At 60.5% G+C, this 25,670-nt stretch carries 20 protein-coding genes and 1 pseudogene; 18 read left to right on the top strand and 3 right to left on the bottom strand.

What is annotated here, in order from left to right; translation table 11 throughout:
- Positions 1–75: 75 nt before the first annotated feature.
- The 4 genes from CEQ44_RS02275 to CEQ44_RS02290 all read left to right on the top strand — a co-directional run bounded on the left by CEQ44_RS02275 (position 76) and on the right by CEQ44_RS02290 (position 5,171).
- Complete coding sequence (locus tag CEQ44_RS02275) at positions 76–2,328, top strand: TonB-dependent receptor (RefSeq protein ID WP_088181892.1); 2,253 nt, start codon at positions 76–78, stop codon at positions 2,326–2,328.
- Positions 2,329–2,387: 59 nt separating this feature from the next.
- A complete protein-coding gene (locus tag CEQ44_RS02280; RefSeq protein WP_088181928.1) occupies positions 2,388–3,167 on the top strand; it encodes an SDR family NAD(P)-dependent oxidoreductase in 780 nt (259 codons plus the stop codon).
- Positions 3,168–3,312: 145 nt separating this feature from the next.
- The gene (locus CEQ44_RS02285) at positions 3,313–4,356 is read left to right on the top strand and encodes an aromatic ring-hydroxylating dioxygenase subunit alpha (protein ID WP_088181891.1); all 1,044 of its coding nucleotides are present in this window, start codon (positions 3,313–3,315) and stop codon (positions 4,354–4,356) included.
- Between the two features lie 71 nt (positions 4,357–4,427).
- Entirely contained in the window at positions 4,428–5,171 is a 744-nt protein-coding gene (locus CEQ44_RS02290; protein WP_088181890.1) for a MerR family transcriptional regulator, read from the top strand.
- Here CEQ44_RS02290 and CEQ44_RS02295 read toward each other — a convergent pair.
- A complete protein-coding gene (locus tag CEQ44_RS02295) occupies positions 5,146–5,553 on the bottom strand; it encodes a zinc-binding dehydrogenase (RefSeq protein WP_254913638.1) in 408 nt (135 codons plus the stop codon). The two genes, CEQ44_RS02290 and CEQ44_RS02295, sit on opposite strands and share 26 nt — an antisense overlap.
- Positions 5,554–5,589: 36 nt before the next feature.
- Between CEQ44_RS02295 and CEQ44_RS24660 the strand changes: the two genes are divergently transcribed.
- The 13 genes from CEQ44_RS24660 (at position 5,590) to CEQ44_RS02355 (ending at position 19,792) form a co-directional block, all read left to right on the top strand.
- Complete coding sequence (locus CEQ44_RS24660; protein ID WP_254914345.1) at positions 5,590–5,970, top strand: MerR family transcriptional regulator; 381 nt, start codon at positions 5,590–5,592, stop codon at positions 5,968–5,970.
- A gap of 105 nt (positions 5,971–6,075) precedes the next feature.
- Positions 6,076–6,258: a hypothetical protein gene (locus CEQ44_RS24665; protein ID WP_217894974.1), complete on the top strand. Its 183-nt coding sequence runs from the start codon at positions 6,076–6,078 to the stop codon at positions 6,256–6,258.
- 303 nt (positions 6,259–6,561) lie between these two features.
- A complete protein-coding gene (locus CEQ44_RS02305; protein ID WP_088181889.1) occupies positions 6,562–7,863 on the top strand; it encodes a cytochrome P450 in 1,302 nt (433 codons plus the stop codon).
- Between the two features lie 148 nt (positions 7,864–8,011).
- Positions 8,012–9,445 carry an aldehyde dehydrogenase family protein gene (locus CEQ44_RS02310; RefSeq protein ID WP_088181927.1) on the top strand — a complete coding sequence of 478 codons (1,434 nt, stop codon included), beginning with the start codon at positions 8,012–8,014 and terminating at the stop codon, positions 9,443–9,445.
- A gap of 63 nt (positions 9,446–9,508) precedes the next feature.
- Positions 9,509–11,896, top strand: coding sequence for a TonB-dependent receptor (locus CEQ44_RS02315; protein ID WP_088181888.1), 2,388 nt, complete (start codon positions 9,509–9,511; stop codon positions 11,894–11,896).
- Positions 11,897–11,959: 63 nt separating this feature from the next.
- On the top strand, positions 11,960–12,886 hold the full coding sequence (locus CEQ44_RS02320; protein ID WP_088181887.1) for a hypothetical protein: 927 nt from the start codon (positions 11,960–11,962) through the stop codon (positions 12,884–12,886).
- Entirely contained in the window at positions 12,886–14,067 is a 1,182-nt protein-coding gene (locus CEQ44_RS02325; protein ID WP_088181886.1) for a phosphotransferase family protein, read from the top strand. The genes CEQ44_RS02320 and CEQ44_RS02325 overlap by 1 nt, the downstream gene beginning before the upstream one ends.
- 3 nt (positions 14,068–14,070) lie before the next feature.
- On the top strand, positions 14,071–14,583 hold the full coding sequence (locus tag CEQ44_RS02330) for a hypothetical protein (RefSeq protein ID WP_088181885.1): 513 nt from the start codon (positions 14,071–14,073) through the stop codon (positions 14,581–14,583).
- 52 nt (positions 14,584–14,635) lie between these two features.
- On the top strand, positions 14,636–15,556 hold the full coding sequence (locus CEQ44_RS02335) for a hypothetical protein (RefSeq protein ID WP_088181926.1): 921 nt from the start codon (positions 14,636–14,638) through the stop codon (positions 15,554–15,556).
- A gap of 14 nt (positions 15,557–15,570) precedes the next feature.
- Positions 15,571–16,743, top strand: a complete 1,173-nt coding sequence (locus CEQ44_RS02340) for a phosphotransferase family protein (protein ID WP_254913621.1) — start codon at positions 15,571–15,573, stop codon at positions 16,741–16,743.
- A 3-nt stretch (positions 16,744–16,746) separates the two neighbouring features.
- Entirely contained in the window at positions 16,747–17,253 is a 507-nt protein-coding gene (locus CEQ44_RS02345) for a hypothetical protein (protein WP_088181883.1), read from the top strand.
- Positions 17,250–18,677, top strand: a complete 1,428-nt coding sequence (locus CEQ44_RS02350; protein WP_088181882.1) for an MmgE/PrpD family protein — start codon at positions 17,250–17,252, stop codon at positions 18,675–18,677. Before CEQ44_RS02345 ends, CEQ44_RS02350 begins: the two co-directional genes overlap by 4 nt.
- 20 nt (positions 18,678–18,697) lie before the next feature.
- Positions 18,698–19,792 carry an alcohol dehydrogenase catalytic domain-containing protein gene (locus CEQ44_RS02355; RefSeq protein ID WP_088181881.1) on the top strand — a complete coding sequence of 365 codons (1,095 nt, stop codon included), beginning with the start codon at positions 18,698–18,700 and terminating at the stop codon, positions 19,790–19,792.
- 57 nt (positions 19,793–19,849) lie between these two features.
- Here CEQ44_RS02355 and CEQ44_RS02360 read toward each other — a convergent pair whose 3' ends face one another.
- Positions 19,850–20,623, bottom strand: coding sequence for a tyrosine-protein phosphatase (locus CEQ44_RS02360; RefSeq protein ID WP_088181880.1), 774 nt, complete (start codon positions 20,621–20,623; stop codon positions 19,850–19,852).
- A 760-nt stretch (positions 20,624–21,383) separates the two neighbouring features.
- On the opposite strand from CEQ44_RS02360, the pseudogene CEQ44_RS02365 reads away from it, so the two are divergent.
- Positions 21,384–22,528: pseudogene (locus CEQ44_RS02365) on the top strand (IS256 family transposase).
- 830 nt (positions 22,529–23,358) lie between these two features.
- Here the strand turns inward: CEQ44_RS02365 and CEQ44_RS02370 are convergent.
- Positions 23,359–25,665, bottom strand: coding sequence for a TonB-dependent receptor (locus CEQ44_RS02370; protein WP_088182984.1), 2,307 nt, complete (start codon positions 25,663–25,665; stop codon positions 23,359–23,361).
- Positions 25,666–25,670 lie beyond the last annotated feature (5 nt).

Raw genomic sequence — 25,670 nt, forward strand, 5'->3', positions numbered from 1 at the left:
TTGCACCTCTTTTGTTTTTGCTGCTTCACGGTTGGCAGACGGCATCAAGCCGTGTTGTTAAGGGAGAGTCCGGGAATGCCTTTCAGCTTCAAAACATCCTGCGCGATGGGCGCGATCATGGCCGCCATGATGAACGTTTCGGCCTTTGCGCAGGCCGATCAGCCAGTGCCGCAGGACGCCGCGCCTCAGCAGGCGATCTTCCCCGAAGACATCGTCGTCACCGCCGAGCGTCGCGAATCGACCGTGCGCGAAGTGCCCTTTTCCATCGCGGCGTTCGGCGGCGAATTGCTGCGCGAGGCGCAGGTCTACAGCCCCGCCGCGCTGACGCAGCAGATGCCGGGCATCACCATCAACACCGCTGACAAGTCGCTGTCGATCGTCGCGATCCGTGGCAATGTGTCGACATTCCGCACCGCTACGCTTGACACGCCGGTCGCCTATTTCATGGACGACGTCTATTATGTGTTCAACAATGACCTGAACGCCAATTTCTACGACACCAACCGCGTCGAAGTCCTGCGCGGCCCCCAGGGGACATTGTTCGGACGCAATGTGGTGGGCGGCGCGATTGCGGTGGTCACCAACAATCCTGAATTCAGCGATGATTATTTCGCCCAGATCAGTGGCGGCAATGGCGGCTTCGTGCGGACCGAAGGGATGCTGAACGGCGCGCTGGTAGAGGACAAGATCGCCGGACGCTTCGCGTTCAGCACTGAACATAGCGATGGCCTGATCGACACGCCTAACCAGTCGGGACGTTATGGCAAATATGACAGCTATTCGGCGCGCGGCAAACTGCTGTTCCAGCCGACCGATACGCTGCAGGTCGTCCTGTCAGGTGACTATAGCTATACCAAAGGCAATGGCGGCGCGATCCAGCTCGGCATTGGCGGCAATCAGGTCATCCCCGACACGTTCGGTGCCTATACCGACGACGAATGGACGAATAACGACTTCGTATCGTCACCCTATCGCCAACGGCTGCGCGGCGGCTATCTGCGCGGCGACCTCGACCTGCTTGGCGGCACGCTGACGTCTATCACCGGCTATCGCCTGAACGACAGCCGCGCGATCAACGACGACGTGCCGGTGGGGACGGTCGTGCCGGTGTTCGACCGCCGGCAGGTGGTCAAGAACCGCAGCTTCACGCAGGAAGTGCGCTTCGCATCGGCACCGGGCCGCTTCTCCTATGTCGTAGGTGCCTATTTCCTGTCGGCGGATGTTTCGACGACGAACATCTTCTTCTACAGCCCGCTGCCCGGATCGGCCGTGCCCGGCAGCATCCGCCGCAATCCCGACGTCACCAACATCACGCGCGTTCAGGACGGCAATGTTCGCAGCCTGGCCGTGTTCGGCGAAGCGACATTCGAAATCACCGACAATCTGGCTGTGGTCGCGGGCGGTCGCTACACGTCGGATCGCAAGAAAATCGATTATCGTGCGTTTTCGACGACGGATGCAGGCGCCATTCCCGGTTTCGGTTTCCCCGGCGAAGTGCGCGCATCGGGCGGCCGCACATGGGACGCCTTCACGCCGCGCTTCACGATCAAGTTCGAGCCGAACGAACAGATCAACATGTATGCGACCTATGCCAAGGGATTCAAATCGGGCGGCTTCGTCGACAATGCCTATCGCGACCCGACCATCCCGCTGGAGCCGGAAAATGCCGAAAATTATGAAATCGGCGCAAAGTCGCGTCTGTTCAATAACAAGCTGGATCTGAACGTCGCGCTGTTCCACCAGACGACCAAGAATCTCCAGAATTTCTCCGGCGCGGGCGGTATTGCCCATACCTATAATGGCACGCTGAAGATGAAGGGGATGGAGGTCGAATCCGTCATTCGCCCGGTCGAGGATCTACGCCTGACCGCCAATTATACGCATCTGGTCGGCACCTATACCGATCTGCGCGATCCGCTGGTGAACCTCGATTATTCGGGCAATCCGGCCAAGTTCGCACCGCGCGACAGCTTCACCGTCGGCGCGGCCTATACCGGGCGACTGGGCAATGGCGCGACGCTGACGCCGCAGGCGGACTTCAACTTCTCCACCCGCATTTCGACCGACGACGCCAATACGCTCCGGCTATATGACAATCTGCATCGCGATACGCGGGGCCGGACACTCAATGCTCGGTTGAATTATGAAACAGCCGATGGCCGGTTCCAGATCGGTCTGTGGGGTAAGAACCTGACCAACAATTATCAGATCGTGAATGCGGACGACATCACCGCCTTTCTGGCCGTACCGGGCAATGGCACGACCTATTGGAAGATATTTACCAATACGCCCCGCACCTATGGCCTGACGCTGTCTATCCGCCGCTGACAAACGGCATGGGCGGGGAGGGTGCGGCCCTCCCCGCCATTTTATTGCAGGACGATATCATGAGCGATCACTTCACGCTGCCGGCCAACGGCAGTTTTTCCTTTGCAGGCCGCACTGCGCTGGTGACCGGCGGCGGCCGTGGTGTGGGCGAGGCGGTGGCGCGCGAAATCCATGCCGGGGGCGGTCGCGTGGCCGTCAGCGATGTGGACAGCGCTGTGGCGCAGGCGGTAGCAGCCTCGCTCGATCCGTCGGGCGAGACGGCGATCGCCTTGACGCTGGACGTGCGGGAGAAGGCGCATTTCCTCGCTGCGCGGGATCAGATGGCGGGCCTGTGGGGCAAGGTCGACATCGTGGTGAACAATGCCGGCTTCGCCAAGCGCACGCCGACGCAGGACATCAGCCCCGAAGAGTTCGACGCGATCGTGCAGATCAACATGCGCAGCGTATTCCTGAGCTGCCAGATATTTTCCGACCATATGCGCGAGAATGGCTATGGCCGGATCGTCAATATCACGTCGCTCGCCGGGCAGAATGGCGGGACGGTGGCTTCCCCCCATTATGCCGCTTCCAAGGCCGGGGCGATCATGCTGACCAAATATTTCGCCCGCTATCTGGCCGGGACCGGCGTGACCGTGAACGCCATTGCGCCGGGACCGATCGACACGGCCAAGGCGCGACTGTCGGCGGAACAGATCGCACAGGTCGAGGGCGAGGTGCCGGTCGGCCGCTTCATGGAGGTGGGCGAGATTGCGGCGGCGACCGCACTGCTGGCTTCGGATCGCGGTGGGTTCTTCGTGGGCGCCACACTGGACATGAATGGGGGGCTATATTTGCGGTGATCCCGCTTTACTGTCTTTGTTTCCCGCTTTTCTTATGGCGTTATGGGATTGCGATTGGCGGTTCTGCGCGGGCCATCCATAATAACCACCAACAATAGGGTAGCGCCGGAGCCGTGAACGGCCCGGCCGGATAATGGAGAGCAGCATGTTCATTTACAACGCATGGTATGTGGCCGCTTTCGCCGCCGATATCGAACCGGGCAAGACGCTGGGGCGCAAATATCTGAACAAGGCGGTCGTGTTGTTCCGCACCGAAAGCGGGGAGATCGCCGCGCTGGAGGACCGGTGCAGCCATCGCGCGATGCCGCTGTCCGCCGGCCATGTCGATGGCGACGTCATCCGCTGCTGCTATCATGGCGTGGAATTTGACGGGAAGGGCACCTGCACCCGCATCCCCAACCAGGCGCGCATTCCCGCCGCCGCCAATGTCCGTCATTATCCGGTGGTGGAAAAGGATCATCTGATCTGGATCTGGATGGGCGAACCGGCGCTGGCCGATCCGTCGATCATCGTCGACAGCCCGGAACATGATGATCCGGCCTGGACGTGGCGGCCCTATAATTTCCCGGTGAAGGCCAATTGGCAGCTGATCATCGACAATATCATGGACCTCACCCATGTGCCCTATATCCATGCGCGCACGATCGGCGGGAATCCGGAACAGCATTATAATGCCGATACCAAGGTCGAGTTCGACGGCCGCAAGGTGACGTTGCTGCGCAAGATGCCCAATTCGATCCCGCCCAAATCCTATATCGACGCTGGCGGCTTCAAGGGCCGGGTCGATCGGTGGCAGGAAGTGCGGTTCGAGCCGGGCATCGGCATGACCTGCCGCGTCAACGCAGGCGGTTGCGATGTCGGCACCGGCGCCTATGAGGGCAAGCGCGACAATGGCTTCATGCTGGCCAACAATCATTTCATCACGCCGGAAACGGAAACGACCAGCCATTATCTGTGGACCATCTGCACCACGGCGCCCAGGGACAGCGGTGTGCCGGACGTGCTGTTCGACCAGTTTTTCGATACCATCACCGAGGATGAAGAAACGCTTGAAGCGCAGCAGCGCCGGATCGACGACGAACCGGACCGGGCGTTCGTGGGCATCGCCAGCGACGGCGCGGTCAACCAGGCGCGGCGGCTGCTCAGCGCGATGCAGGAAGCGGAGGATGGCGGCAAGGTCGCTGCCTGAGCCGCCGGGCCTTACGTATATAAGTAACATAGCGGCTTGCCCTGTCCGGTGCGCCATGCTGTAGCGCCATCATGAAGATGCGCGAACTGGAGGATCGGACGGGGGTTCATCGGGAGACGATCCGCGTCTATCTGCGCGAAGGATTGATCCCGGAGCCAGAGCGGCCGCGCAAGACGGTTGCCGATTATGGCGAGGAGCATGTCCAGGCGATCCTGTCCGTGCGTCGGCTCCAGCGTGAGAATCGGCTGACACTGGCTCAGATCAAGGCGATCATCGGCGGCGAAGGTACCGAGGGACGGGTTGAGGCCAGCGCGTTCGACCAGTTGGAGCAACTGGTCGCGCATCGCGTCGGCGTGGACGGGCCGCCGGTGACGATCGCGTCGCTGCTGGAACGCTATCCGCATGCGGCGGAGGATGCCCGCACGCTCGCGAAGATCGGCATATTGGATATCATCGAAACGGATCAGGGCGAGGCGCTGAGCATCACCTGCGCGCAGCTGGTGCGTATCTGGGGCGACATGCGCAAGGCCGGGTTCGATCAGCGGCTGGATTACACGCCCGACATACTGGGCTTTTACACCGAGGCGGCGGATTTCGTCGGACGCTGGGAAGCGTCAACCTTCATGGAACGGGTCGACGGACATATCGATGTGGCGGAGGCGGCCACCATGGTCGAACATGCGCTCCCGCTCATGCTGGATTTCTTCGGCCTGATGCGGCAGCGCGCTTTCTTCCGTTATGTCGAGGCGATCCGCGCCGGCAAGGAAACGGATCGCCCGGCGGGCAAGGTCATGCCATCGTCAGCACAGCCTTGACGCAGCGGCCATCATGCTGGTCCTTGATCGCTTGGTTGATGTCTTCCAGCCTATAGGTCGTTATCAGCTTCTCGAACGGAAACAGCCCTTTTGCATGGAGCGCGATCAGTTCGGGCAGGAACGTCTGCGGGTCGGCATTGCCTTCGGTCACGCCACAGATCGAGATGCCAAGCGACAGGAGGGTCAGGATGTTGAGGCTGATAGCCGCATCCAGCGCCCTGGGCACGCCGACGATGGCAAGACGCCCAAGAGGGGCAAGAGAGGCCACGCCCGCATCGATCGCCGGGACCGCGCCCGACGTGTCCAGCACGCAATCGACGCCATTGGGCAACTGCTTGCGCAACTGTTCGGAAGATGCGCGAACTGGAGGACCGGAGTCCATCGGGAGACAATCCGTATCTATCTGCGCGAAGGACTTATTCCCGAACCCGCGCGTCCGCGCAAGACCGTCGCTGATTATGGCGACGAGCATGTGCAGGCCATTCTGGCCGTACGGCGACTTCAGGGGGAAAACCGGCTGACGCTGGCGCAGATCAAGGCGATCATCGGCGGAGAGGCAACCGAAAGGCGAGTCGAGGCCAGCGCCTTTGACCAGTTGGGACAGCTGGTCGCGCATCGCGTGGGCGAAGACGGACCGCCGGTGATGATCGCATCGCTGCTGGACCGCTGGCCACACGCCGCGCAGGACGCGCGCACGCTCGCCAGCATCGGCATTTTGGACATCATCGAGACGAAGCAGGGCGATGCGCTGAGCATCACCTGCGCGCAACTGGTCCGCATCTGGGGCCACATGCGGTGAGCCGGGTTTGACCAGCGACTCAATTACACCCCGGAAATTCTGGGCTTTTACCGTCAGGCTGCCGATTTCGTCGGGCGATGGGAACCGGCCACTTTCCTGGCGCGCGTGGACGGCCATATCGCCGTGGATGATGCCGCGACCATGGTCGAACATGCGCTGCCGTTGATGCTCGATTTTTTCGGCCCGCTGCGTCAGCGCGCCTTTATTCCCCATGTCCATTCGATCCGCGCCGGTACGCAAGCCGATCGCCCCGACGACATGGCCATGGCTTTGCCACCCTTTCCCTGAACGTCCCTGACGGCCGATCATGACTGGCGGCCCTTCCGCCTGGCGGTCGCGGCTTATCGCTGACGGAAAAGCCCGGTGCCGATATAAGCAGCTCTATTCAAACTTTGTGTCATAATTCAGTTTGGAGGACGGTAAACGCGAATTTGGACCCAAAAAAGCGCGGAAAACAGGCGATTTCTACGCCTGTAAGTCTCAATGGTCCGACCGATATTAGCGATTGACTAATCCCGTCCCGCAGTTACGTAATGGCCATACGCAATACGTATATCGCCGTAAGGCAGCGTATCAGGAGAGGGTAGTTTCATGGCGACTTCGCTGGATGCCGACGTGCGTCCCATCATCCCCGACGACATAGCCCGGATCGTTATCGCGCCCAAAAGCTATACCGACGACGCGACCATTTATGGGGCGTTCAAGTGGCTGCGCGACAATATGCCGCTGGGGATCGCTCAGGTGCCGGGTTACGATCCGATCTGGGTCGTGACTAAACATGCTGACATTAAGGAAGTGGAGCGCAACGGCAAGCTGTTCCACAATGCCGATCACAATCCGATTTTGGTCGATCAGGCGTCCGACGCTTTCACGCGGGAAATCAATGGCGGGTCAATCCGCATCCTGTCGTCGCTGACCTATATGGACCCGCCCGAACATGCGTCCTACCGCACGCTGACGTCCAACTGGTTCCTGCCTGGCAAGATCAGCAAGCTGGAGGAACAGATCCGCGTCCTGGCGCGCCAGTCGGTCGACAATCTGCTGAGCTTCGATGGCGAATGTGATTTCGTCCGCGATTTCGCGCTGCATTATCCGTTGCGCGTCATCATGACGCTGTTCGGCGTGCCGCCGGAAGATGAACCGCGTATGCTCAAGCTGACGCAGGAATTTTTCGGCGTCCATGATCCCGAAGAACAGCGGCCCGAAATGGCGACCGACCCGGTGGTCGCGGCAAAGCAATGGGCGGCCTCGATCGAGGATTTCTACACTTATTTCGACAAGCTGAGCGCCGATCGTCGTGAAAATCCGACCGACGACCTGCTGTCGCTGATCGCCAATTCCCGCATTAACGGCGCGCCGATCCCCCGTAACGAGGCAAATGGCTATTATGTCGCGATCGCTACGGCAGGCCACGATACCACGTCGTCGTCCACCGCAGGCGGTTTGCACGGCATGATGCTCTATCCCGAAAACTGGGCCAAAGTGAAGGCGGACCCTTCTCTCATCCCCGGCCTGGTGGACGAAGCGATCCGCTGGACCAGCCCTGTCAAGCATTTCATGCGCAACGCGACCGCCGATACGCAGGTGCGCGGCATGGGCATTCGCGCGATGGAACGGCTGATGATTTGTTATCCGTCTGGTAACCGGGACGAGGCGGTCTTTGCCGACGCCGACCGTTTCGACATCACCCGGTCGCCCAATCCGCACATCGCCTTTGGCTTTGGCCCGCATATGTGCCTGGGGCAACATCTGGCCAAGCTGGAGATGCGCGTCCTGTTCGAGGAACTGCTGCCGCATCTCGAATCGGTCGAGTTGGCGGGCGACCCGCGCATGGTCGAGACCAATTTCGTCGGCGGGTACAAGGCGTTGCCGATCCGCTTCACCCGAAGCTGAACCCTCTCCCCCTGGGCCGCGCCCGGAAAAGGCGGGCGCGGCTCTTTCTTTTTTACGCGCGGAGACTGTTTCCATGAATGCACCAACCACCATCGCCGCGGGACTGCATGGCGAGCCGGGATTTGAAGTTCGTCTGCCATCGCAAAAGATGCTGATCGGCGGGGCTTGGGAAGATGCCGGGGACGGTCGCACCATCGCAGTGGAGGATCCCGCCACGGGCGAGGCTTTCGCGACCGTTCCTGCGGGCACGGCGGCTGATGTGGACCGGGCGGTTACGAAGGCGCGGGCGGCGTTCGAATCCGCAGCGTGGAGCCGGATGCGTCCGCTCGATCGCGGCAAGATCATCGAGGCGATCGCGCGCAAGATCGAGGATCATGCGCAGGAACTGGCGCTGCTCGAAAGCTATGACAATGGCAAGGCAGTGCATCATGCGCTGGCCGTGGACGTGCCCGCTGCCGTCGATATTTTTCGCTACATGGCGGGCTGGGCGTCGAAAATCTATGGCCAGGTAAACCCGATTTCGGGCGATGGCCGTCAATATCACAGCTATTCGGTGCGCGAACCGATCGGCGTCGTTGGGCAGATCGTGCCGTGGAACTATCCGCTGGCCATGGCCGCGTGGAAGATCGCATCGGCATTGGCGGCAGGGTGCACCATCGTGCTCAAGCCGTCGGAAGTCACGCCCCTGACCGCGCTGCGTCTTGCCGAACTGGCGCTGGAGGCAGGGCTGCCCGAAGGCGTGCTGAACATCGTCACCGGCTATGGCCATGAAGCGGGGCAGGCGCTGGTTGAACATCCCGGCATCGACAAGATCGCCTTCACCGGCTCGACCCGCGTGGGCAAGCAGATCGTCCAGACCTGCGCGAAGGATCTCAAGCGGGTTACGCTCGAACTGGGCGGCAAGTCGCCCTCGCTGATCTTTGCCGACGCGGACCTCGACAAGGCGGCGATCGGTGCGGCGCTGGCCATCTTCTTCAACAGCGGTCAGGTATGCCTCGCGGCATCGCGCCTCTATGTCGAACGTTCGGTGTTCGACAAGGTGGTCGACGGCGTGGCCCAGGTCGCCAAGACGTTCAAGCTGGGCCATGGGCGCGATCCCGACACGATGTTGGGGCCATTGGTGTCCAAGGTGCAACAGGGCCGGGTGCTCGATTATATCGAACAGGGCAAGGCGAGCGGCGCGGACCTGGTCACCGGCGGCGGCACCGGTGGTCGCGACGGCTATTTCGTCGAGCCGACCATCTTCGCCAATCCCGACGCCGACGCCAGCATCGTGCGGGAGGAGATTTTCGGCCCGGTGCTGGTCGCCACGCCGTTCGACGATGTCGAGGAAGTGGTCCGTCAAGCCAACGACACCCGTTACGGCCTGGCCGCGAATATCTGGACCCGCGACCTGTCGCGTGCGCACCTGACCGCGCGCAAATTGCAGGCGGGTACGGTGTGGATCAACACCCACGGCATGAACGACCCGTCGGCGCCCTTTGGCGGCGTCAAGGAATCGGGCTGGGGCCGCGAAGTCGGCGAGGAAGGCGTGCTGCATTATACCGAAACCAAGACGGTCACGGCGCTGCTGGACGACTGAGCCGATATTCATCTGAAAATACGCAAAAAATCATCAACTAAAATCACAATTGGAGGGGAAAAAATGAAGACGAATTTTTCACGGCTGATGCGTTCGGCGGGCGTGGTCGGGCTGGTCGCGGCCAGCCCTGCCTTCGCGCAGGATCAGGCGGCGCCCCAATCGGCCGCCACCGCATCGACACCGCAACCATCGACCGACGGTGAAATCATCGTGACCGCCAACAAGCGGTCGGAAAATATCAACAAGGTCGGCCTGTCCATCACAGCGGTATCAGGCGAAGCGCTCGAAAACCGCAAGGTCACCTCGCTGGAAGATATTGCCAGCGTCGTGCCGGGCCTCGCCTTTGCATCGAGCACCGCCAATACGCCGATCTTCACCTTGCGCGGCGTGGGTTTCAACGAAAGCTCGCTGGGCGTCTATCCGGCGGTCAGCGTCTATCTCGACCAGACACCGCTGCCTTTCCCGGTAATGGCCAGCCATACCGCTTTCGACCTGGAACGGGTGGAAGTGCTCAAGGGACCGCAGGGCACGCTGTTCGGCCAGAATTCGACAGGCGGCGCGATCAACTATATCGCCGCCAAGCCAACATCCTCATTCGAGGCTGGCGGCGACATCAGCTATGGCCGGTTCAACCAGGTGGACGGCAATGTCTTCATCAGTGGACCAATCACGCAAAATCTGCGCTTTCGTGTCGCCGGAACGGCGCTGCACGCCGACGACTGGCAGCAAAGCTACACCCGCAACGACAAGCTGGGCGAGCAGGAATATTATGCCGGACGCTTCCTCTTGGACTGGACGCCTGCCGACACGGTGCGCTTTGCGCTGAACATCAACGGGTGGCGCGACAAGTCCGATCCGCAGGCGCAACAACTGGTGCTCAAATTCGGCCAGATTCCCGCCTTTGCCAAGCCTGAACTGCTGAGCTATCCGTTCGCGCCCAACAATGCGCGGGCAGCCGATTGGTCGACCGGCACGCTTCGCCCGCGTGCGGATCGCAAATTCTTCCAGGCGGCGCTGCGCAGCGACATCGACCTGAGCGATAATCTGACGCTGACGTCGCTGACATCCTATGACGATTACAAGCAGGATCAGGTCACCGACGGCGACGGCATGAACCTGATCGTGTTCGATCTGGAACGCAATGACGGCTATATTCATTCCTTCAATCAGGAACTGCGTCTGGCCAACGACCAGTCCGGCACCTTCCGCTGGATATTGGGTGCGAATTATGAAAAGAGCACGACCTTCGAAAATCAGGTTCTGCGCTATATCGACAGCACCAACTTCAATCCCAATAACCTGTTCATCAACGCCAGCGGCGTGACCAATAAGCAGAAGATCGAAAATTACGCCTTCTTCGGCAACGCAGAATTCAAGCTGACCGAAGAACTCACGCTCAAGGGCGCGGCGCGCTATACCAAGAGCCGCAACAACGCGAACATCTGCGGCTATGCGGCGGGCGATGGCAATGTCGCCGACCTGTTCAACCTGCTCGGATCGCTGCTGGGCAGCGTGCCCTTCACCCCGATCGGCAACACGGACTGCTATTCGCTGAACGAAAACAACGTGCCCGGCCAGCCCTATGTCAGGACGCTGGAAGAGGATAATGTCTCGTGGCGCGTTGGCCTGGATTATCAGGTAACCCCGCAGACGCTGGTCTATGCCAACGCATCGCGCGGGTACAAGGCCGGTTCCTATCCCAGCCTGGCAGCCGCGACCTATACCGCGCTTTCGCCTGTGACGCAGGAATCGGTCACGGCCTATGAGGCAGGCGTAAAGACGCAACTGTTCGATCGCATGGTCTCGCTCAACTTCGCGGCTTTCTATTATGATTATCGCGACAAGCAGATCCGCGGCAAGACGCCGGACCCGATCTTCGGTATTCTCGACGTGCTGGTCAATGTGCCCAAATCGCGCATTCAGGGGGCAGAGGCCGATGTCACCTTCCGCCCGGTCGAAGGGCTGACGATCGCAGCGGCGGGCACCTATCTGGACTCCAAGGTGAAGCGCTATACGGGCGTAAACGTGATTGGCGTGAACAATGATTTCAACGGCGATCCGTTGCCGTTCACGCCCAAATGGTCGGGTTCGCTGAACGTCGATTACAAGGTCGAAATGCCCGATGGCGGCGCGCCCTTCTTCGGCTTCACCATCGCCAGCCGCAGCGCGTCGGATGCAACCCTGGGCGGTCGCCGGATCACATTCCCGGCATCGCCCGCGACGATCCTCAAGCCTGGGGTCGATTATATCTACAAGATCAACGGCTATACGACGGTCGATGGTCGCGTCGGCTATGTGGCGCGCGACGAACGCTGGCGGGTCAGCCTGTGGGCCAAGAATATTTTTAACGCCTATTATTGGACCAACGTCATCCCTGCCAATGACAGTTCCGCCCGGTTTGCCGGCCGGCCTGCGACCTATGGCGTGACGGTTGGTTTCAACTTCAAATAACAGCCGACGCGGCCGCTTCCCGGCGGCCGCGTCATTTTCGCGTCCGTGCATTGAGGAAAGAATATGGAACTCACCACCGCCTATATGACCGAAAATTGTGAGCGCTATATTCCCAATCCGGCGATCCCAAAGTGGAACCAGAGCTATTATTTCAACTTCTATGACCGCAAGGCGAAACTGGGTGCGTTCATTCGCGTCGGCATCATGGAAAATCTGGGCGAAACCAACGGTTTCGCTATCTTCTTCAAGGACGGAAAGCCGCTGTTCACGCGGGTGAACATGCAGTTGCCCTATACGTCCGACCGGCTGGACCCCGGCCTGGAGGTGGCAGGGGTACGCATGGAGGCGATCAGGTCGCTCCAGACCTGCCGCATCCGCATCGACCTGGAAGATTTCGGCGCGGATCTGGAATGGGATCTGCGCTTTCCGATGGGCGACAGCATCGTCCCCAGCACCGAAGGCGACGATGCGATCGCGCGTGAACTGGCCTATATTCACCTGGAAGGCACCTGCAACGTCACCGGCACCGTGCGCCTGCGCAGCGGAGAGATAATCACGATCGACGATAGCGGTTTCCGCGACGTCAGCTGCGGGCCGCGCAACTGGGCCGGGGTGCAACATTACCGCCTTGCCTGGCCGATTTTCGACAACGGCATGGCCTGCGTCGCTGTCCACGCCATCACGGAACATGGCCATAGCTATCAAAAAATCCTGCACGACGGAAAACGCTGGCACAATATCGGCAAGGTCGAGGAAACGATCACGTTCGAAGATGATGATCTGGGCTTTCGCCACGTCCACTGGAAAGTGTGGGACGAGGATGAAAAGCTGTGGGAATTTAACGGCACGCCGCTATTCCGCTGGCAATTCCCCTTCGACACCTTCGTCATGGTCGAACAGATGATGGAATATAGACTGGTGGACGGGACCATCGGCTATGGCATGGGCGAGGGCGGGTTCCGCTTTCCCTGGGAAGGGAATGGCAACTAATGTCCGACACGCTCGCCGCCCGTCCGGTGCTGGACATCGACATCTGGGACCGCGATGACATGGAGCCGCGTGTCCGGGAGATACTCGACCGGACCGTGCGCGACCGTGTGAAGGGACCATATGCGGCCAGGACCGAAGCGCAGGTCGTCGCCATGCTGGAAAATTATTTCGCGGTAACCGAGGGGCTGGAGGACATCACCATATCCGACGTTGCGCGGATGGCAGGTGGTGCATCGAAAGAGCAATTTGCGTTTCTGTTGCGGCACAAGGGCGACGAGACGGGCGAAAAGCTGGTACTGCGCATGGACCCGCTCGAGGCGATTTCGCAGACCTGCCGGGGGCGCGAGGCGCAGGTGCATGTTGCGTTCGCCGACGTCCTGCCGGTCGCATCAGTGCGCAGCGTGGACGCTGATGGCGACATATTGGGCCAGCCTGCCATCATCCTTGGTTTCGTCGAGGGCGTGACCGAACCGACGCAGGGCACGGGCCATGGCTTTTCCGGTATCGGCACCCGTTATGACGATTGGGCGGCCAAGCTGGCACCGCAATTCATCGACGCGCTGGCACAGGTGCACCGGTTCGATTGGCGCACGGTCGACCTGTCCTATTATGCCGCGCCGCAACCCGGCACGCGGCAGGCGGCGATCTGGCAGGTCAACTGGTGGTCGCAGGTGTGGTGGGACGGCGTGGTACAGCCTGTCGCCATGGTCACCTATGCCGAACGATGGCTACGCGAAAATGCGCCGGTCTGCGATCAGCCGGTGATGTGCCACAGCGACCTGCGGCTGGGCAATTTCATGTTCGAGGAACCCAGCGGCAAGTTCACCGCTGTCCTCGACTGGGAACTGGCGCATATCGGGGATTTTCATGAAGACATCGCCTGGGCCATCCAGCGCCTGTTCGGCACCTGGACGGACGATGGCATTTTTCTGGTGTGCGGGCTAATCGCGCGGGACGAATTTCTGCGCGCCTATGAAGCGGCATCGGGCAACCGGATCGATCCGGTCAAGCTGCGCTATTATGAGGTGCTTAACGCCTACAAGTGCGCGGTGATCGACCTGGGTCAGGCGATGCGGGCGGCCACCGAAAGCAATAATCACCAGGACATCATCCTGACATGGCTGGGTTCGGCAGGGGCCGTCTTCCTGGAACAACTCGTCACGCTCATTCGGGAGGCCTGATCCATGCTGCCCAATATTGACCTGCGCATTGCCAATATGACGAAGGCGTTGGAACAGGTGATCCTACCTGCGCTGCCACGCGAACAAAGGCTGGCGCGGGATCAGGCGATGCTGGTCGTCGGCCAGTTGCGCATGATGAGCCAGCAATGGAAATCGGCGCTGCGCTATGAAGCGCTGTCGCTGGACGAATTGATCGTGCTGGCCCGCGCGCTGGCAGGCGAAGCGCCCGCCTCGATCGGCGAACCGCTCGAAGCGGCGCTGGCTGTGGCGCAGGATTGCGACCGCACCAGCATCACCGCGCTGGAGCAGGCAAGCATCGCCCTGGGTCATGCGGTGGATATAGCGATATTGGGCGGGGCGGATCATCTGCCCCTTTCACCCGCTGCGACCGAAGCAGTGCTCGATTATGGGTTGCGCCACGCCCGGCGCGAACGGACCTGGTTCAAGGCGAACCAGATGGATCCCGACCAGGGCGACCTGCCCGACATAGCGGCGATGCTGGCCGCTGCCGACTGACGATAGCGATAATGACAGGACATGGAGGGAGTTGCTTGCGATGCCGAATAATATGACTCAGAGTTTTGCGGATTTCCCCGTCAAGAATGCCTATCGGCACAAGCTGGCCGAAGATGGCCGGGAATCGGCCACGCACCAGTTCGTGCTGCCCCAATATGGCATCGCCGGTTTCTATTATCCAACGGTACGCGCCAACGGCCATGCTAAGGGGCGGCTGCACCTGTTTGGACCCGGCCTGCCCGCGCCGATCGAGGAAGATGTCGAGCAGATGGTGTCGGACGACATGGATTTCGACGACTGGCGCTTTGGCCCGTTGCTGATGGCCGTGCGCGAACCGTTCAAGACGATCGACCTGGGCTGGGTCAGCGATCGCATCCAGTTCGAGGGGCAATGGACCGCCATGCACCCGCCCTACGCCTTCAGTTCCCATCCCAAGGGCAATCCGCCCTATTATGGCGATGATCGCACCGAGCAGCATGGCATCATCAAGGGCAATCTGCGCGTCGATGGGCGCGACTATCCGCTCAAGGATTTCATGATCCGCGACCATAGCTGGGGACCGCGCGTCTGGGGTCTGAACCAGCATTATAAATGGTTCCACGCGACCACGGCGAGCATGTCGGTGCATTTTTTCGAAATGATGTCGTTCGGCAAGGTCGAAACGCGCGGATATTTGTTCAAGGACGGTGTCATGCGGCATGTCCAGGACATTGATTATGCGATCGATTATGACGCCGACATGATGCACGATCGTTTTCGGGTGACCGTGACTGATACCGACGGACGTTCGGTATTCGTCGATTGCCAGGCATTCGCCAAATATCAGTTGGACCTCGACCCGGTAGTGCTGCTGAACGAATCCGTGGTGACCGCGACGATCGATGGCGAGCAAGGCACCGGCTGGTGCGAATTCTGCTGGAACCGCGACTATCTGAAATTCGCCAAACCCTATGTCGAGCGTTTCGCCTGGTGATGGAGGAGGCCGCCATGGAAACCCCGCGCGTGCGCGACAGCGACGTGGACATATGGGATCGTTCCGAGATGGAGTCGCGCATCCGGCACATATTGGAGCGCACCGTCCGCTTGCGCGCCACTGGTCCCTATCGCCCAAAGTCCGATGCGCAGGTTACGGCGATGCTTACCGGCTTCTTTGCGGCCAAGGGGTTGGACGAGATCGCGATCAGCGACGTCGAGCGTATGTCGGGCGGCGCTTCGAAGGAACAGTTTGCCTTCACCCTGCACCACAGGGCCAGCGCGCATCCTGAACGCCTGGTGCTGCGCATGGACCCGCTGGAGGCGATCGCCCAGACCTGCCGGGGGCGGGAGGGTGAGATCCAGCGGATCATGGGCCACTATATGCCGGTCGCGCCGGTGCGCTGGTTCGATGCCGATGGCGATCTGCTGGGGCAGCCCGCCGTCATTCTGGAATTTGTGCGCGGGGTGACGCAGCCCAGCGAAGGCGGCGCGGCGGGCGTGTCCGGCATGGGCGGGCGTCTGGGCAGTTTGATCGACCGGCTGGCACCACAATATATCGACGCACTGGCCAAGACGCACCGTTTCGACTGGTCGCGCGCGTATCTGCGCTATTTCGATGCACCGCGCGGGGGCAGCAATCAGGCGGCGATCTGGCAGGTGAACTGGTGGTCGCAGGTGTGGTGGGATTGCCTGGTCGAGCCGGTGCCGGTGGTGACGCTGGCCGAACGCTGGCTGCGCGAACATGCGCCCACGTGCGACGCGCCGATGCTGGTCCATGGCGATTTGCGCATGGGCAATTTCATGTTCGAGGAACCCAGCGGCCAGTTCACCGCTGTCCTGGACTGGGAACTCGCCCATATCGGCGACTTCCATGAAGACATTGCCTGGACCATGCAGAAGCTGTTTGGCGCCTGGGGCGATGATGGCCGCTTTCTGGTCAGCGGCCTGCTGACGCGCGAAGATTTCATCGCCCGGTATCAGGCTGCGTCGGGCAACCGGATAGATCCGGTCCGGCTACATTATTATGAAGTGCTCAACGCCTATAAATGCGCGGTCATGGACCTAGGGCAGGCGATGCGCGCATCTGTCGCCAGCAATAATCATCAGGAAGTCGTGCTGACCTGGCTGGGGTCTGCCGGGGCCGTCTTCCTGAACGACATCATACAGCTGATACGGAGGGCTTGAGCGATGTTACCCAGTATCGATCTGCGCATCGCCAATGTCATAAAGGCGCTGGAGCAGGTCATCCTGCCCGCGCTGACCCCGCGCGAACGACTCGCCAGGGACCAGATCAACCTGTGCATTGGCCATCTGCGGATGATCGGCGAACAATGGCGCTGGGCCGCCGCGTTCGAGAGCGGCTCGTTCCACGCTATGATAGTGCTGGCCAAGGCGATGCAGCCGTCGGTCGATCCTTTCTACGCCGATGAACTGGCGGCGGCGATCATGTCGGCCGACGCGATAGAGGGGGATGATCTGGCCGCCGTGGAACATGGCATCGTGGCGCTGGGCGGTTTGATCGACCGCATCATCCTGGGGGAGGATGGCCAGATCCCTCTGGCCCCTGAACTATGGGACGCGGTGCTGGCCTATGGCGAGACGCAGGCGACGCGCGAGCGGACTTGGTTCGCCGCGACCGGGCTTGACCCCGACCGGCGCGAATTGCCCGGCATTGCGGAGATGATGACCCGATGAAGCATGAAAATCCGGTACTGCCGCAGGATGACCCCGCAGGGCCGTTGGCGCAGATGGTGGCGCATACACGTTACGAGGATATTCCCGCCGACGTCATCGATCTGGCTAAGCGCGCGATCCTGGACACGTTGGCCGTCACTATCGCAGGATCCGGCTGGGAAGTCGCGCCGGCCATCGCCGATCAGGTGGCGGAATGGGGCGGGGCGCCGCAGGCGCGGGTGCTGGTGCATGGCCATGCCGTGCCAGCGCCCATGGCCGCGTTCGCCAATGGGGTGATGGCCCGCGCCATCGACATGGGCGATGTCCATGAAACCGGCGGCCATGTCACCGAATGGAATGTCCCGGCGATGCTGTCGGTCCTGGGTATCGCGCCGGGGCCGGTCAGCGGGCGCGAATTTCTGGCCGCTTATGTGACCGGCGCGGAAGTGGGCGTACGCGCGAGCGCAGCGCTGAACCTTGTTCGCTATCATACGAATTGGGGGATGCCGGGCGAATGGAACGGCCCGCTATGCGCTGCGGCATCGGTCTCGCGCATCCTGGGCATGGATGCGGACGAGACATGGAACGCGATGGGCATGGCCTATACCGTCCATGGCATGTCGGAATATAATAAATATTCCGAAGGCACGCAGATGGCGCGGGTCCAGCATAGTTTCGCTGGCGATACTGCGGTGAAGGCCGCGTTGCTGACGCGGCGTGGTGTCACCGCCCCACGCGGGATATTTCAGGGCGTACCGAGCGGCATATTGCGCCATATCGCGTGGGACGATGTTCGGCCCGAACTGCTGACCGACGGGCTGGGCACGCGCTGGCAACTGGCCGAGGGGCTTTCGATGAAACCCTATTCGGCGTGCAAGTTCACGCACAGCTTCATCGCCAGCACTGCGACGATCATGCAGCGCGAGGCGCTGGACTGGCGCGACATCGACCGGATCGATTGTATCGGCAGCAACAGTTCGCGCATGACGTTCGAACCTGCCGACGCAAAATGGAACCCGCGCACCGTGGCGCAGGCCATGTTCAGCGCGCCCTATACGATTGCGACGGCAGCCATGACCGGCGGCTTTTTCCTTCAGGATCTGCACGCCGACCTGATGATGGACGATGACCGCCGCGCGTTGATGCAGCGGGTGCATATCCTGTGTGATCCCGATCATGTCGATCAGTTCGAAGGGTTCAGTGTCGCCATCACCATGCAGGATGGTCGCCATTTCAAGCATGTGACCCCCTATGTGAAGGGGCATAGCCGCAACCCGATGACGTGGGACGACCTAGCCGACAAGCTGGCCCGCTGCGCGCCGTTCGCGGCGATAGCCTTACCGCAGGCCAGCCTCGACCGGCTGGTCGCGCTGTGCCGGGACATGGAAACGGTCGATGACATGACCGTGCTGCTCGATTGCCTGACCCCTTCTCATCCCGCCTGAGCTTTCCCAAGGAGACTATAATGAAGGCCGCCATTCTCAACTCGCTCGACGGTACGTTCCAGATCGAGAATATCGACATCGACGCCCCGCGCGGACGCGAGGTTCTGGTCGAGGTCAAGGCGTCGGGCCTATGTCATTCCGACCTGCATTTCGCCGAACAGGATTTTGGCGTGCCGTTGCCCGCCGTGCTGGGGCATGAACTGGCCGGCATAGTCCTGGCGATCGGCCCCGAAGTGCGCGAATTTGCGGTGGGCGATCATGTAGTGGGGTCGCTCATTCAGTTTTGCGGCCATTGCCGCGCCTGCATCGCCGGCAAGACCTATCAGTGCACCCATCCCGAAGAAACGCTGCGCGACGACCCCGACCATGCCCACCGGCTGACCCGCAATGGCGAGGGCGTGGCCCAGGTGTTTGGCACGGGTGCCTTTGCCGAACGCGCGCTGGTGCATGAAAATCAGCTGGCCATCGTGCCCAAGGAACTGCCCTTTGCCCAGGCGTCCTTGCTGGGGTGCGGTACGATCACCGGTGCTGGCGCGGCGATCAACACCGCGTCGGTCCGTCCGGGCGATACGGTTGCGGTCATCGGCATCGGCGGCGTCGGGCTGAACGTCATTTCGGGTGCGAAACTTTCTGGGGCCGCGCGGATAGTGGCTATCGACATGCAGCCAAAAAAGGAGGAACTGGCGCGCCGGTTCGGGGCCACGGATTTCATCGATGCTGCGGCGGGCGACAGCGTCGCCGCGCTCCAGGCGCTGATCCCCGGCGGCGTGGACCATGCGTTCGAAGTGGTCGGCATCAAGGCGACGTCCGAACAGGCGATCAAGATGGTTCGCAAGGGCGGCGGCGCCTATCTGATCGGGGTCCATGCGCCGACCAGCACAATCGACGTCAATGTGACGATCGACCTGCTGACCAATCAGGTCGATCTGCGCGGCGTTTATATGGGGTCATCCAATATCAAGCATGACATACCGATGTATGCCCAGCTTTATCTGGAGGGCAAACTGAACCTGGACGACCTGATTTCGCGCGAGATCAACTTGGCCGACATTAATGAGGCCTATAAGGAACTCAAGGGCGGCTCTATCGCGCGCAGCGTCATCACCTCCTTCTGATCCGAAGCGCGCCAGGGGCGGTCGGCCGATCCAGCCGCCCCTGACGGCGACCATTGGTCAGTCGGCGATGGCCGGTTTCGTCATCGGTTCGGTCAGCGTCATAACGATATGGTCGATGTCGGCTGAATTGAATCCATGATGTGCCAGATAGCCTGCGGCCGACCCGAACTGATCGTCCAGCGTTGCGAACAGGCTATCGAGATAGGCCAGATCGGTCCCCAGCATCACCCGTCGACATGCGTCCGGCAAAGCAGCGTAGAGATCCAGCTTCGCATCGGACAGCATATTCTTGAAATGGGTGTCGCCATCGAGCAGTGCGCTGCTGCGCAGATAATCGCCCATGATGTCCGCGCGCGCGACGCCCAGCAGGTCGAGCAGCAGCGCTGATGCCGCCCCGGTGCGATCCTTGCCTGCCGAACAATGGATCAGCACGGGCAGGCTGTCGTCCGCGATGGCGTGAAACATTGCGACCAGTTCGATGGCATAGGCGTCCAGCATATATCCGTAGAAGGCACCGAACGCCTGTGCCCATGCCTGGCCGGTCCTTTCTGTCTGCGCGAAGATGCGGTTGAAGATGAAATCGGTGTCGGGCTTTGGCGAGAGATAGTCGGCGGGCATCCGCAGCGCCGCCGGTGTCGGCTGGGCCGCACGCTCCCGTTCCGACCGCAGGTCGATCGTCGCCTTGATACCCAGCCACCGCACTCTTTCCGCGTCAGCGGCGGACAGGCGCGACAATTGGCTGGACCGATAGACTCGGCCGTGCCGGACCTTGCGTTGTCCATGGGCGTCATATCCCCCAATATCTCGGAAATTCGGTACGCTTGCCAACATTGTCTATCCTCTCCCGTCCGTGCGGATTGTGCAAAGGGGCTAAATCCTTATCGGCGCGGACCGCCAATAAGAAAACGGAAATGCCATTGTATAATCATGGCCGAACACCGAGCAGAGAGGCATGACGATGGTCACCAGGCGACGATCGTACAAGGGCGCAGTTGTCCGCCAGGGATGCGCGGATTAATGACACCTCCGCCCGGTCGGGTGTAGACACCGAAAAGGGGAGTTGGACGTAGCACATCGTTCGATTGGTCAGGAGCCGTTTCGATTTTCCGGTCGCGCCGGGGGCGTCATCATCGCCAGATGAACTTGGCACGCTGATCGATTGAGAAGCTGTCGCGAACTTCTTGTTCCGCTACACTGAGGCATCGGAGGCGAGCCCGTCTGACCGCCGCGGTATTCAAGTACTGCTGCTTTGGATCTGACATGATGTGTCAGCCATAAAGCTGTCGGAGGCGATCAATGATCGCACTTCGTTTGATTACTTCTGCCGTTCGAACAGTCTTTCCCGTCATCTGAGCCAGCGATTGCAGGCAGCATTGGTTGAGACTGAGGGCCTTTCTTTCAACATTGATATGCCCGAAGAACTCAAGGGCATATCCGTGCTTGGCTTGCGAACAAACTGATCTGCTATCCAGATACCCGAAGATTACGGCATTTGGCGTTTCTGCACTCTCAGGCCCAATTCATTAGTGAATAGGGGATTGGCAGGATTTCCGTGTGCGGCGAGGCATAATCGGCAACAAAGAGACCCAGTATGTCACGACGGCAAGAACCCTCGATACCGAATGAGATTCTCGATCAGCTGTTAGCTGGCACTAACGCGGCGGCGGCGCTCAGCCAGGGCGGCTTGCTCGATTCCCTGAAGAAGGCTTTTGCCGAACGGGCCCTCACGCGGAGATGGATCATCATCTCAGACATGATGATCAGGTCGCCAACAACCGCAATGATGATGGTCGCAAGACGGTAACGACCGACGGTGGGCGGATCGAGATCGAGGCGCCGTGCGATCAGGCTGGCAGTTTCGATCCGCAGCTGATTGCCAAGTATCAGCGTCGCTTCGCAGGCTTCGATGACAAGATCATCTCGATGTGTGCGCGCGGCATGAGCACGCGAGAGATCATGGACCATGTGCGCGATCTATATGGCATTGATGGTTCGCCCGATCTGATCAACACGATCACCGAAGCCGTGCTGGAGGACGTGGCAGCCTCGTAGCAACGCTGGCTGGACCCAGCCTATCCCTAGTTTTCTTTGACGAAGGCATGGTGCGCAATAGGGCGATCCATATTTGCCTAGGCGTCATGGCTGACGGCACCAAGATGGTCCTGGGGCTATGGCAGGAGTAGAATAAAGGTACCAAGTTCTGGCTCCGCGTCGTGAACGAACTGCGCAACCGTGGCGTTGAAGACGTCATGCTGGCCGTCGTCGATGGTCTCAAAGGCTTCCCGACGCCATCACCGCCGTCTTCCCCGAAGCGATGGTTCAAAACTGCGTCGTCTATATGCTGCGAAACTCGATTGATTTTGTGGCGTGAAAAGACCGTAAGGCGCGCGGAACGGCCCTGAAGGCCGTCGACCGTGCGGTCGATGCCGCCGCCGAAGAGGCATTGACGGTGTTCGAGGCCAGCTTCTGGGGCCAGCGCTATCACGCTATCGGCCAAAGTTGGCGTCGGTCTTGCAATGAGGTCATCCCATTTTTTGCCTTCCCCGATGAAGTCAGGCGGATCGTCTACGCCACAAATTCTATAGAGGCGCTCAATTCCAAGCTTCGCCGCGCTGTTCATGCCCGGCGGCATATCCCCAACTATGGGTCGGCAACCAAGCTCCTCCTTCTGATCTTGAACCGATCGGGAAAAGAGTGGAAAATGCCGCCCGCGAGTGGAACATGGCAAAGGCGTAATTTGCCGTGCTCTTCGGCGAACGTTTTATCAGAGCCATGACGGCATGATGGTCAACGGCCTTGCCGCAAATAGAAATCCCTATAGTCTCGTGAATAGGCGCTTTCTATCATATTTGTGCGGAGATCGGATGTCGGCTCCGGTTGCATCGCCCTCCCGCAACCATCGTAAATCTCAGTAAGCTAGCGAACGCCAAGATTTGCGCCGTCCCCGCAAAAGCGAGGATCCATTGCACCAGACAACCCCGCCCACAAGCGGGGTTTTTTATTGCTCATCATCCATGAAAGCGGCAGGTCGATCGCCAGTCAACTGCCACCTCCCAACCGCCCCATCATCGATCAGCGCCTTCCAGCTGCCGGCTGAAATACACCATCTGCATCGCTTACAAACCTACACTTCGCCGCCGTGTTTCATTGCCACATCAATGCCGTGCATAAGCCGCTCGGGGCGCGCAAGGCCCAACATGGCGGGGTGGTCCCCCGCCTTCCGCCCCTGATGCGGGTTGCGGATCTGAACATCATCGACATACGCGATCGCGAACTAGTTCTGCGTTTCGTCTATGGCCCCCGTTGCCGCGCACGACCAACGCAAATAGTTTCTACATCAAATGCACCGTCCCGCAGGTGTAAATTGCGCCTATGACACCGAAACGCGTGATGCCGGATCGAAGGGCGTCTGTGCGTTCGAGCTAGCATCGGCGGTGCAAAATACGGTTGGCGGCTGCCAGTTGACCAAAAGTCGTAAGACAGACCGGAAGACATTAACGCGTCTCTGAAGTGGCTCGGCGGATAGTCGACAGCGCATATCGGCGCTGTCGGCTATCCGCGTCCCATCAGAATTTCTTGCGGATCGTTCCGAACACTTGTCGTGGGGAACCGGCCTGCATGGTGTTGTTCAGCGACGTCGCATTGTTGAAGAACTGACCCGAGCCCAAGGCGGCGATATAATCCCTGTTGAACAGGTTAACGGCATTGACCTGCAGCTCTATGCCGCCAAGCGGGCTGCCTTCTGGAAAGCGATAGCCGATCGCCGCATCGAACAATATGTACGACTTGACCTTCAAATCGCCCGTATAGGTCAGGTTGCGATTGGACGTGTAGGCGCCCGACAAATTGCCAAACAGGGCGCCGTCGTCATAATTGACCTCTCCCTTCGCCAGATGCGCGGGCGTATCGACGGTGCGCACGCCTTTGGTGGGGACCAGTGCGGTGCCATTGACGGTATCGTCGTCATAGCTGCTGTCATTGTAGGAATAGGAACCGATCAACGACAAGGCGGGCGTCACGCGATAAGTCGCGCCGATTTCGATGCCCCGGCTGGTGACGCTGCCCACATTTTGCAGGATGCTGGGGTTGCCCAGAATGTTCGCCCCACTAAATGCCGCCAGCAGGCGATTTTCGAACTTCACGTCATACAGGGTCACGACACCCTTCAGCGCGCCCGCGTCGAACCGCCAGCCCGCTTCGATCGTGCGCGATGTTTCAGGCTTCAGCGTATTTCTGATCGCCTCGAACCCCGCCTGTGTGGTGCCGAATGGCCCCCGGAAGGAGCTGATATAGGCACGCATATTTTCCGCATAATTGGCGAAGAATTCCTGACGCCCGGCCTTGAAGGTCGCGCCGATCTGGGGCTGGAACCAGTCCTTCGCGGCGATCTTGCCGTTGATGAACGGCGTGCCGAACGTGGTCGTGATGCCATTTTCCACACGCGCGCCCTTGAACCCGCCTGCGATGGTCAGTGCATCGCTCAGCTGCCAGCTGTCGCTGACATGGAACTGGTTGGTGACGGTGGTCAGGTCGGTCAGGAAGTCGCTGGCGAACGGGTTTTTCAGGAAATCCGTGACATCGGGCCGGTTGGTCTGGCTGACGGCATAATAGTTGCGATCGGTGATCGCGTCATTATCCTCATGCCAATAGCCGATCTGGATGGTGTGGTTGGCCAGGCGCGCGGTCGCGTTGACGATGCCGCCATCGCGATTGATACCATATTCCGTGGTCCGCACCGACAAGGGAAAGCCATCCGGGCTGAACTTGGCCGGCGTGTAGATGCCACCGCTACCCTTGTCATAATGATGATAATAGGTCGCCGCCACGTCGAGCCAGTCGCTTACCGGCACGTCCAGGGTCATGGCACCCAACACATCCTCGCGCACGCCGCCGCTGTCATAATAGGTGTCGTTGACATTGGTGTAGGGCGCCGGGAAACTGGTCCCCGCCGTGGGGAAGGGAAGGGGGCGTCCGGCTGCGGCGGCTGTCTTGTTGGCGCTGACCTGCGACAACAGCACGGCGGTGTCGAAATCCGGGGCGAGGAAATCGAGATCATAGCCGATGCGGTCCAGCGTCGCGGGCGACAGGTCCGCATAATTGCGCTCCTTGTGCAGCGAATAATTGACCCATCCTGTCAGCGTTGCGTCGCCGATCTTCTGTACGATCTTGCCGTTGACCTTGCGATCGGTCTGCTTGCCAAAACCCTTCCATTTGTCCGCGTCATGATAGACGCCCGACAGCGAGATGAGCGTGCCACTGGGAAGTTCGCCGCTTTCCAACCGCGCATAGATGTGGGCGGTGTCGTACATGCCATAAGTGGCAGCGATCTCTCCGCCCATTTCCTGGGAAGGGGCGCGCGATACGAACTCCAGATTGCCGCCCAGATTGCTGGTCGACGCGATGCCCAGCGCGCCCGCGCCCTGCGACACGTCCACCCGTGCGATATTTTCCGCAGCGATCGCGCGGCTGACATGCAGGCCGTTATGGCCGTTATAGAACATGTCGCCCAACGGGACGCCGTCCAGCGTATAGCCCATCTGGCTCTGGTTGAAACCACGGACTGACAGGCGCGTGCCCAGTTCATAAGAGCCGAAAGGATCGGAACTCTGGAGCGCGACACCGGGCAACCGCGCAACGGCCTTGAGCGGCGAGCTGCCCGGCGCCAGGATTTCGATCGCCTTGGCGGAAACGGTCTGTTCCTGACGGACCTTGCCCTGGCCATAGACGACGATCTCGTTTTGCGCTGCGTCGCCCTCTGCCGGGGCGGCTGCGGGCGCATTGCCCTCTCCTGTAGTCGTTTGAGCCTGCGCCGCTGCCGCGTTCAGCAGCAGGATGCAGGTTGCAGACGTCTGCAGCATTGTCCTGAACTTCATGGCTA

This window comes from Sphingobium sp. Z007 (assembly GCF_900013425.1).
Lineage (GTDB): Bacteria > Pseudomonadota > Alphaproteobacteria > Sphingomonadales > Sphingomonadaceae > Sphingobium.

Excerpts from the sequence above, each read along its gene's own strand:
- CEQ44_RS02275 (WP_088181892.1), top strand. The coding sequence starts at position 76 with ATGCCTTTCAGCTTCAAAACATCCTGCGCGATGGGCGCGATCATGGCC.
- CEQ44_RS02280 (WP_088181928.1), top strand. The coding sequence starts at position 2,388 with ATGAGCGATCACTTCACGCTGCCGGCCAACGGCAGTTTTTCCTTTGCA.
- CEQ44_RS02285 (WP_088181891.1), top strand. The coding sequence starts at position 3,313 with ATGTTCATTTACAACGCATGGTATGTGGCCGCTTTCGCCGCCGATATC.
- CEQ44_RS02290 (WP_088181890.1), top strand. The coding sequence starts at position 4,428 with ATGAAGATGCGCGAACTGGAGGATCGGACGGGGGTTCATCGGGAGACG.
- CEQ44_RS02295 (WP_254913638.1), bottom strand. The coding sequence starts at position 5,553 with ATGGACTCCGGTCCTCCAGTTCGCGCATCTTCCGAACAGTTGCGCAAG.
- CEQ44_RS02305 (WP_088181889.1), top strand. The coding sequence starts at position 6,562 with ATGGCGACTTCGCTGGATGCCGACGTGCGTCCCATCATCCCCGACGAC.
- CEQ44_RS02310 (WP_088181927.1), top strand. The coding sequence starts at position 8,012 with ATGCTGATCGGCGGGGCTTGGGAAGATGCCGGGGACGGTCGCACCATC.
- CEQ44_RS02315 (WP_088181888.1), top strand. The coding sequence starts at position 9,509 with ATGAAGACGAATTTTTCACGGCTGATGCGTTCGGCGGGCGTGGTCGGG.
- CEQ44_RS02320 (WP_088181887.1), top strand. The coding sequence starts at position 11,960 with ATGGAACTCACCACCGCCTATATGACCGAAAATTGTGAGCGCTATATT.
- CEQ44_RS02325 (WP_088181886.1), top strand. The coding sequence starts at position 12,886 with ATGTCCGACACGCTCGCCGCCCGTCCGGTGCTGGACATCGACATCTGG.
- CEQ44_RS02330 (WP_088181885.1), top strand. The coding sequence starts at position 14,071 with ATGCTGCCCAATATTGACCTGCGCATTGCCAATATGACGAAGGCGTTG.
- CEQ44_RS02335 (WP_088181926.1), top strand. The coding sequence starts at position 14,636 with ATGACTCAGAGTTTTGCGGATTTCCCCGTCAAGAATGCCTATCGGCAC.
- CEQ44_RS02340 (WP_254913621.1), top strand. The coding sequence starts at position 15,571 with ATGGAAACCCCGCGCGTGCGCGACAGCGACGTGGACATATGGGATCGT.
- CEQ44_RS02345 (WP_088181883.1), top strand. The coding sequence starts at position 16,747 with ATGTTACCCAGTATCGATCTGCGCATCGCCAATGTCATAAAGGCGCTG.
- CEQ44_RS02350 (WP_088181882.1), top strand. The coding sequence starts at position 17,250 with ATGAAGCATGAAAATCCGGTACTGCCGCAGGATGACCCCGCAGGGCCG.
- CEQ44_RS02355 (WP_088181881.1), top strand. The coding sequence starts at position 18,698 with ATGAAGGCCGCCATTCTCAACTCGCTCGACGGTACGTTCCAGATCGAG.
- CEQ44_RS02360 (WP_088181880.1), bottom strand. The coding sequence starts at position 20,623 with ATGTTGGCAAGCGTACCGAATTTCCGAGATATTGGGGGATATGACGCC.
- CEQ44_RS02370 (WP_088182984.1), bottom strand. The coding sequence starts at position 25,665 with ATGAAGTTCAGGACAATGCTGCAGACGTCTGCAACCTGCATCCTGCTG.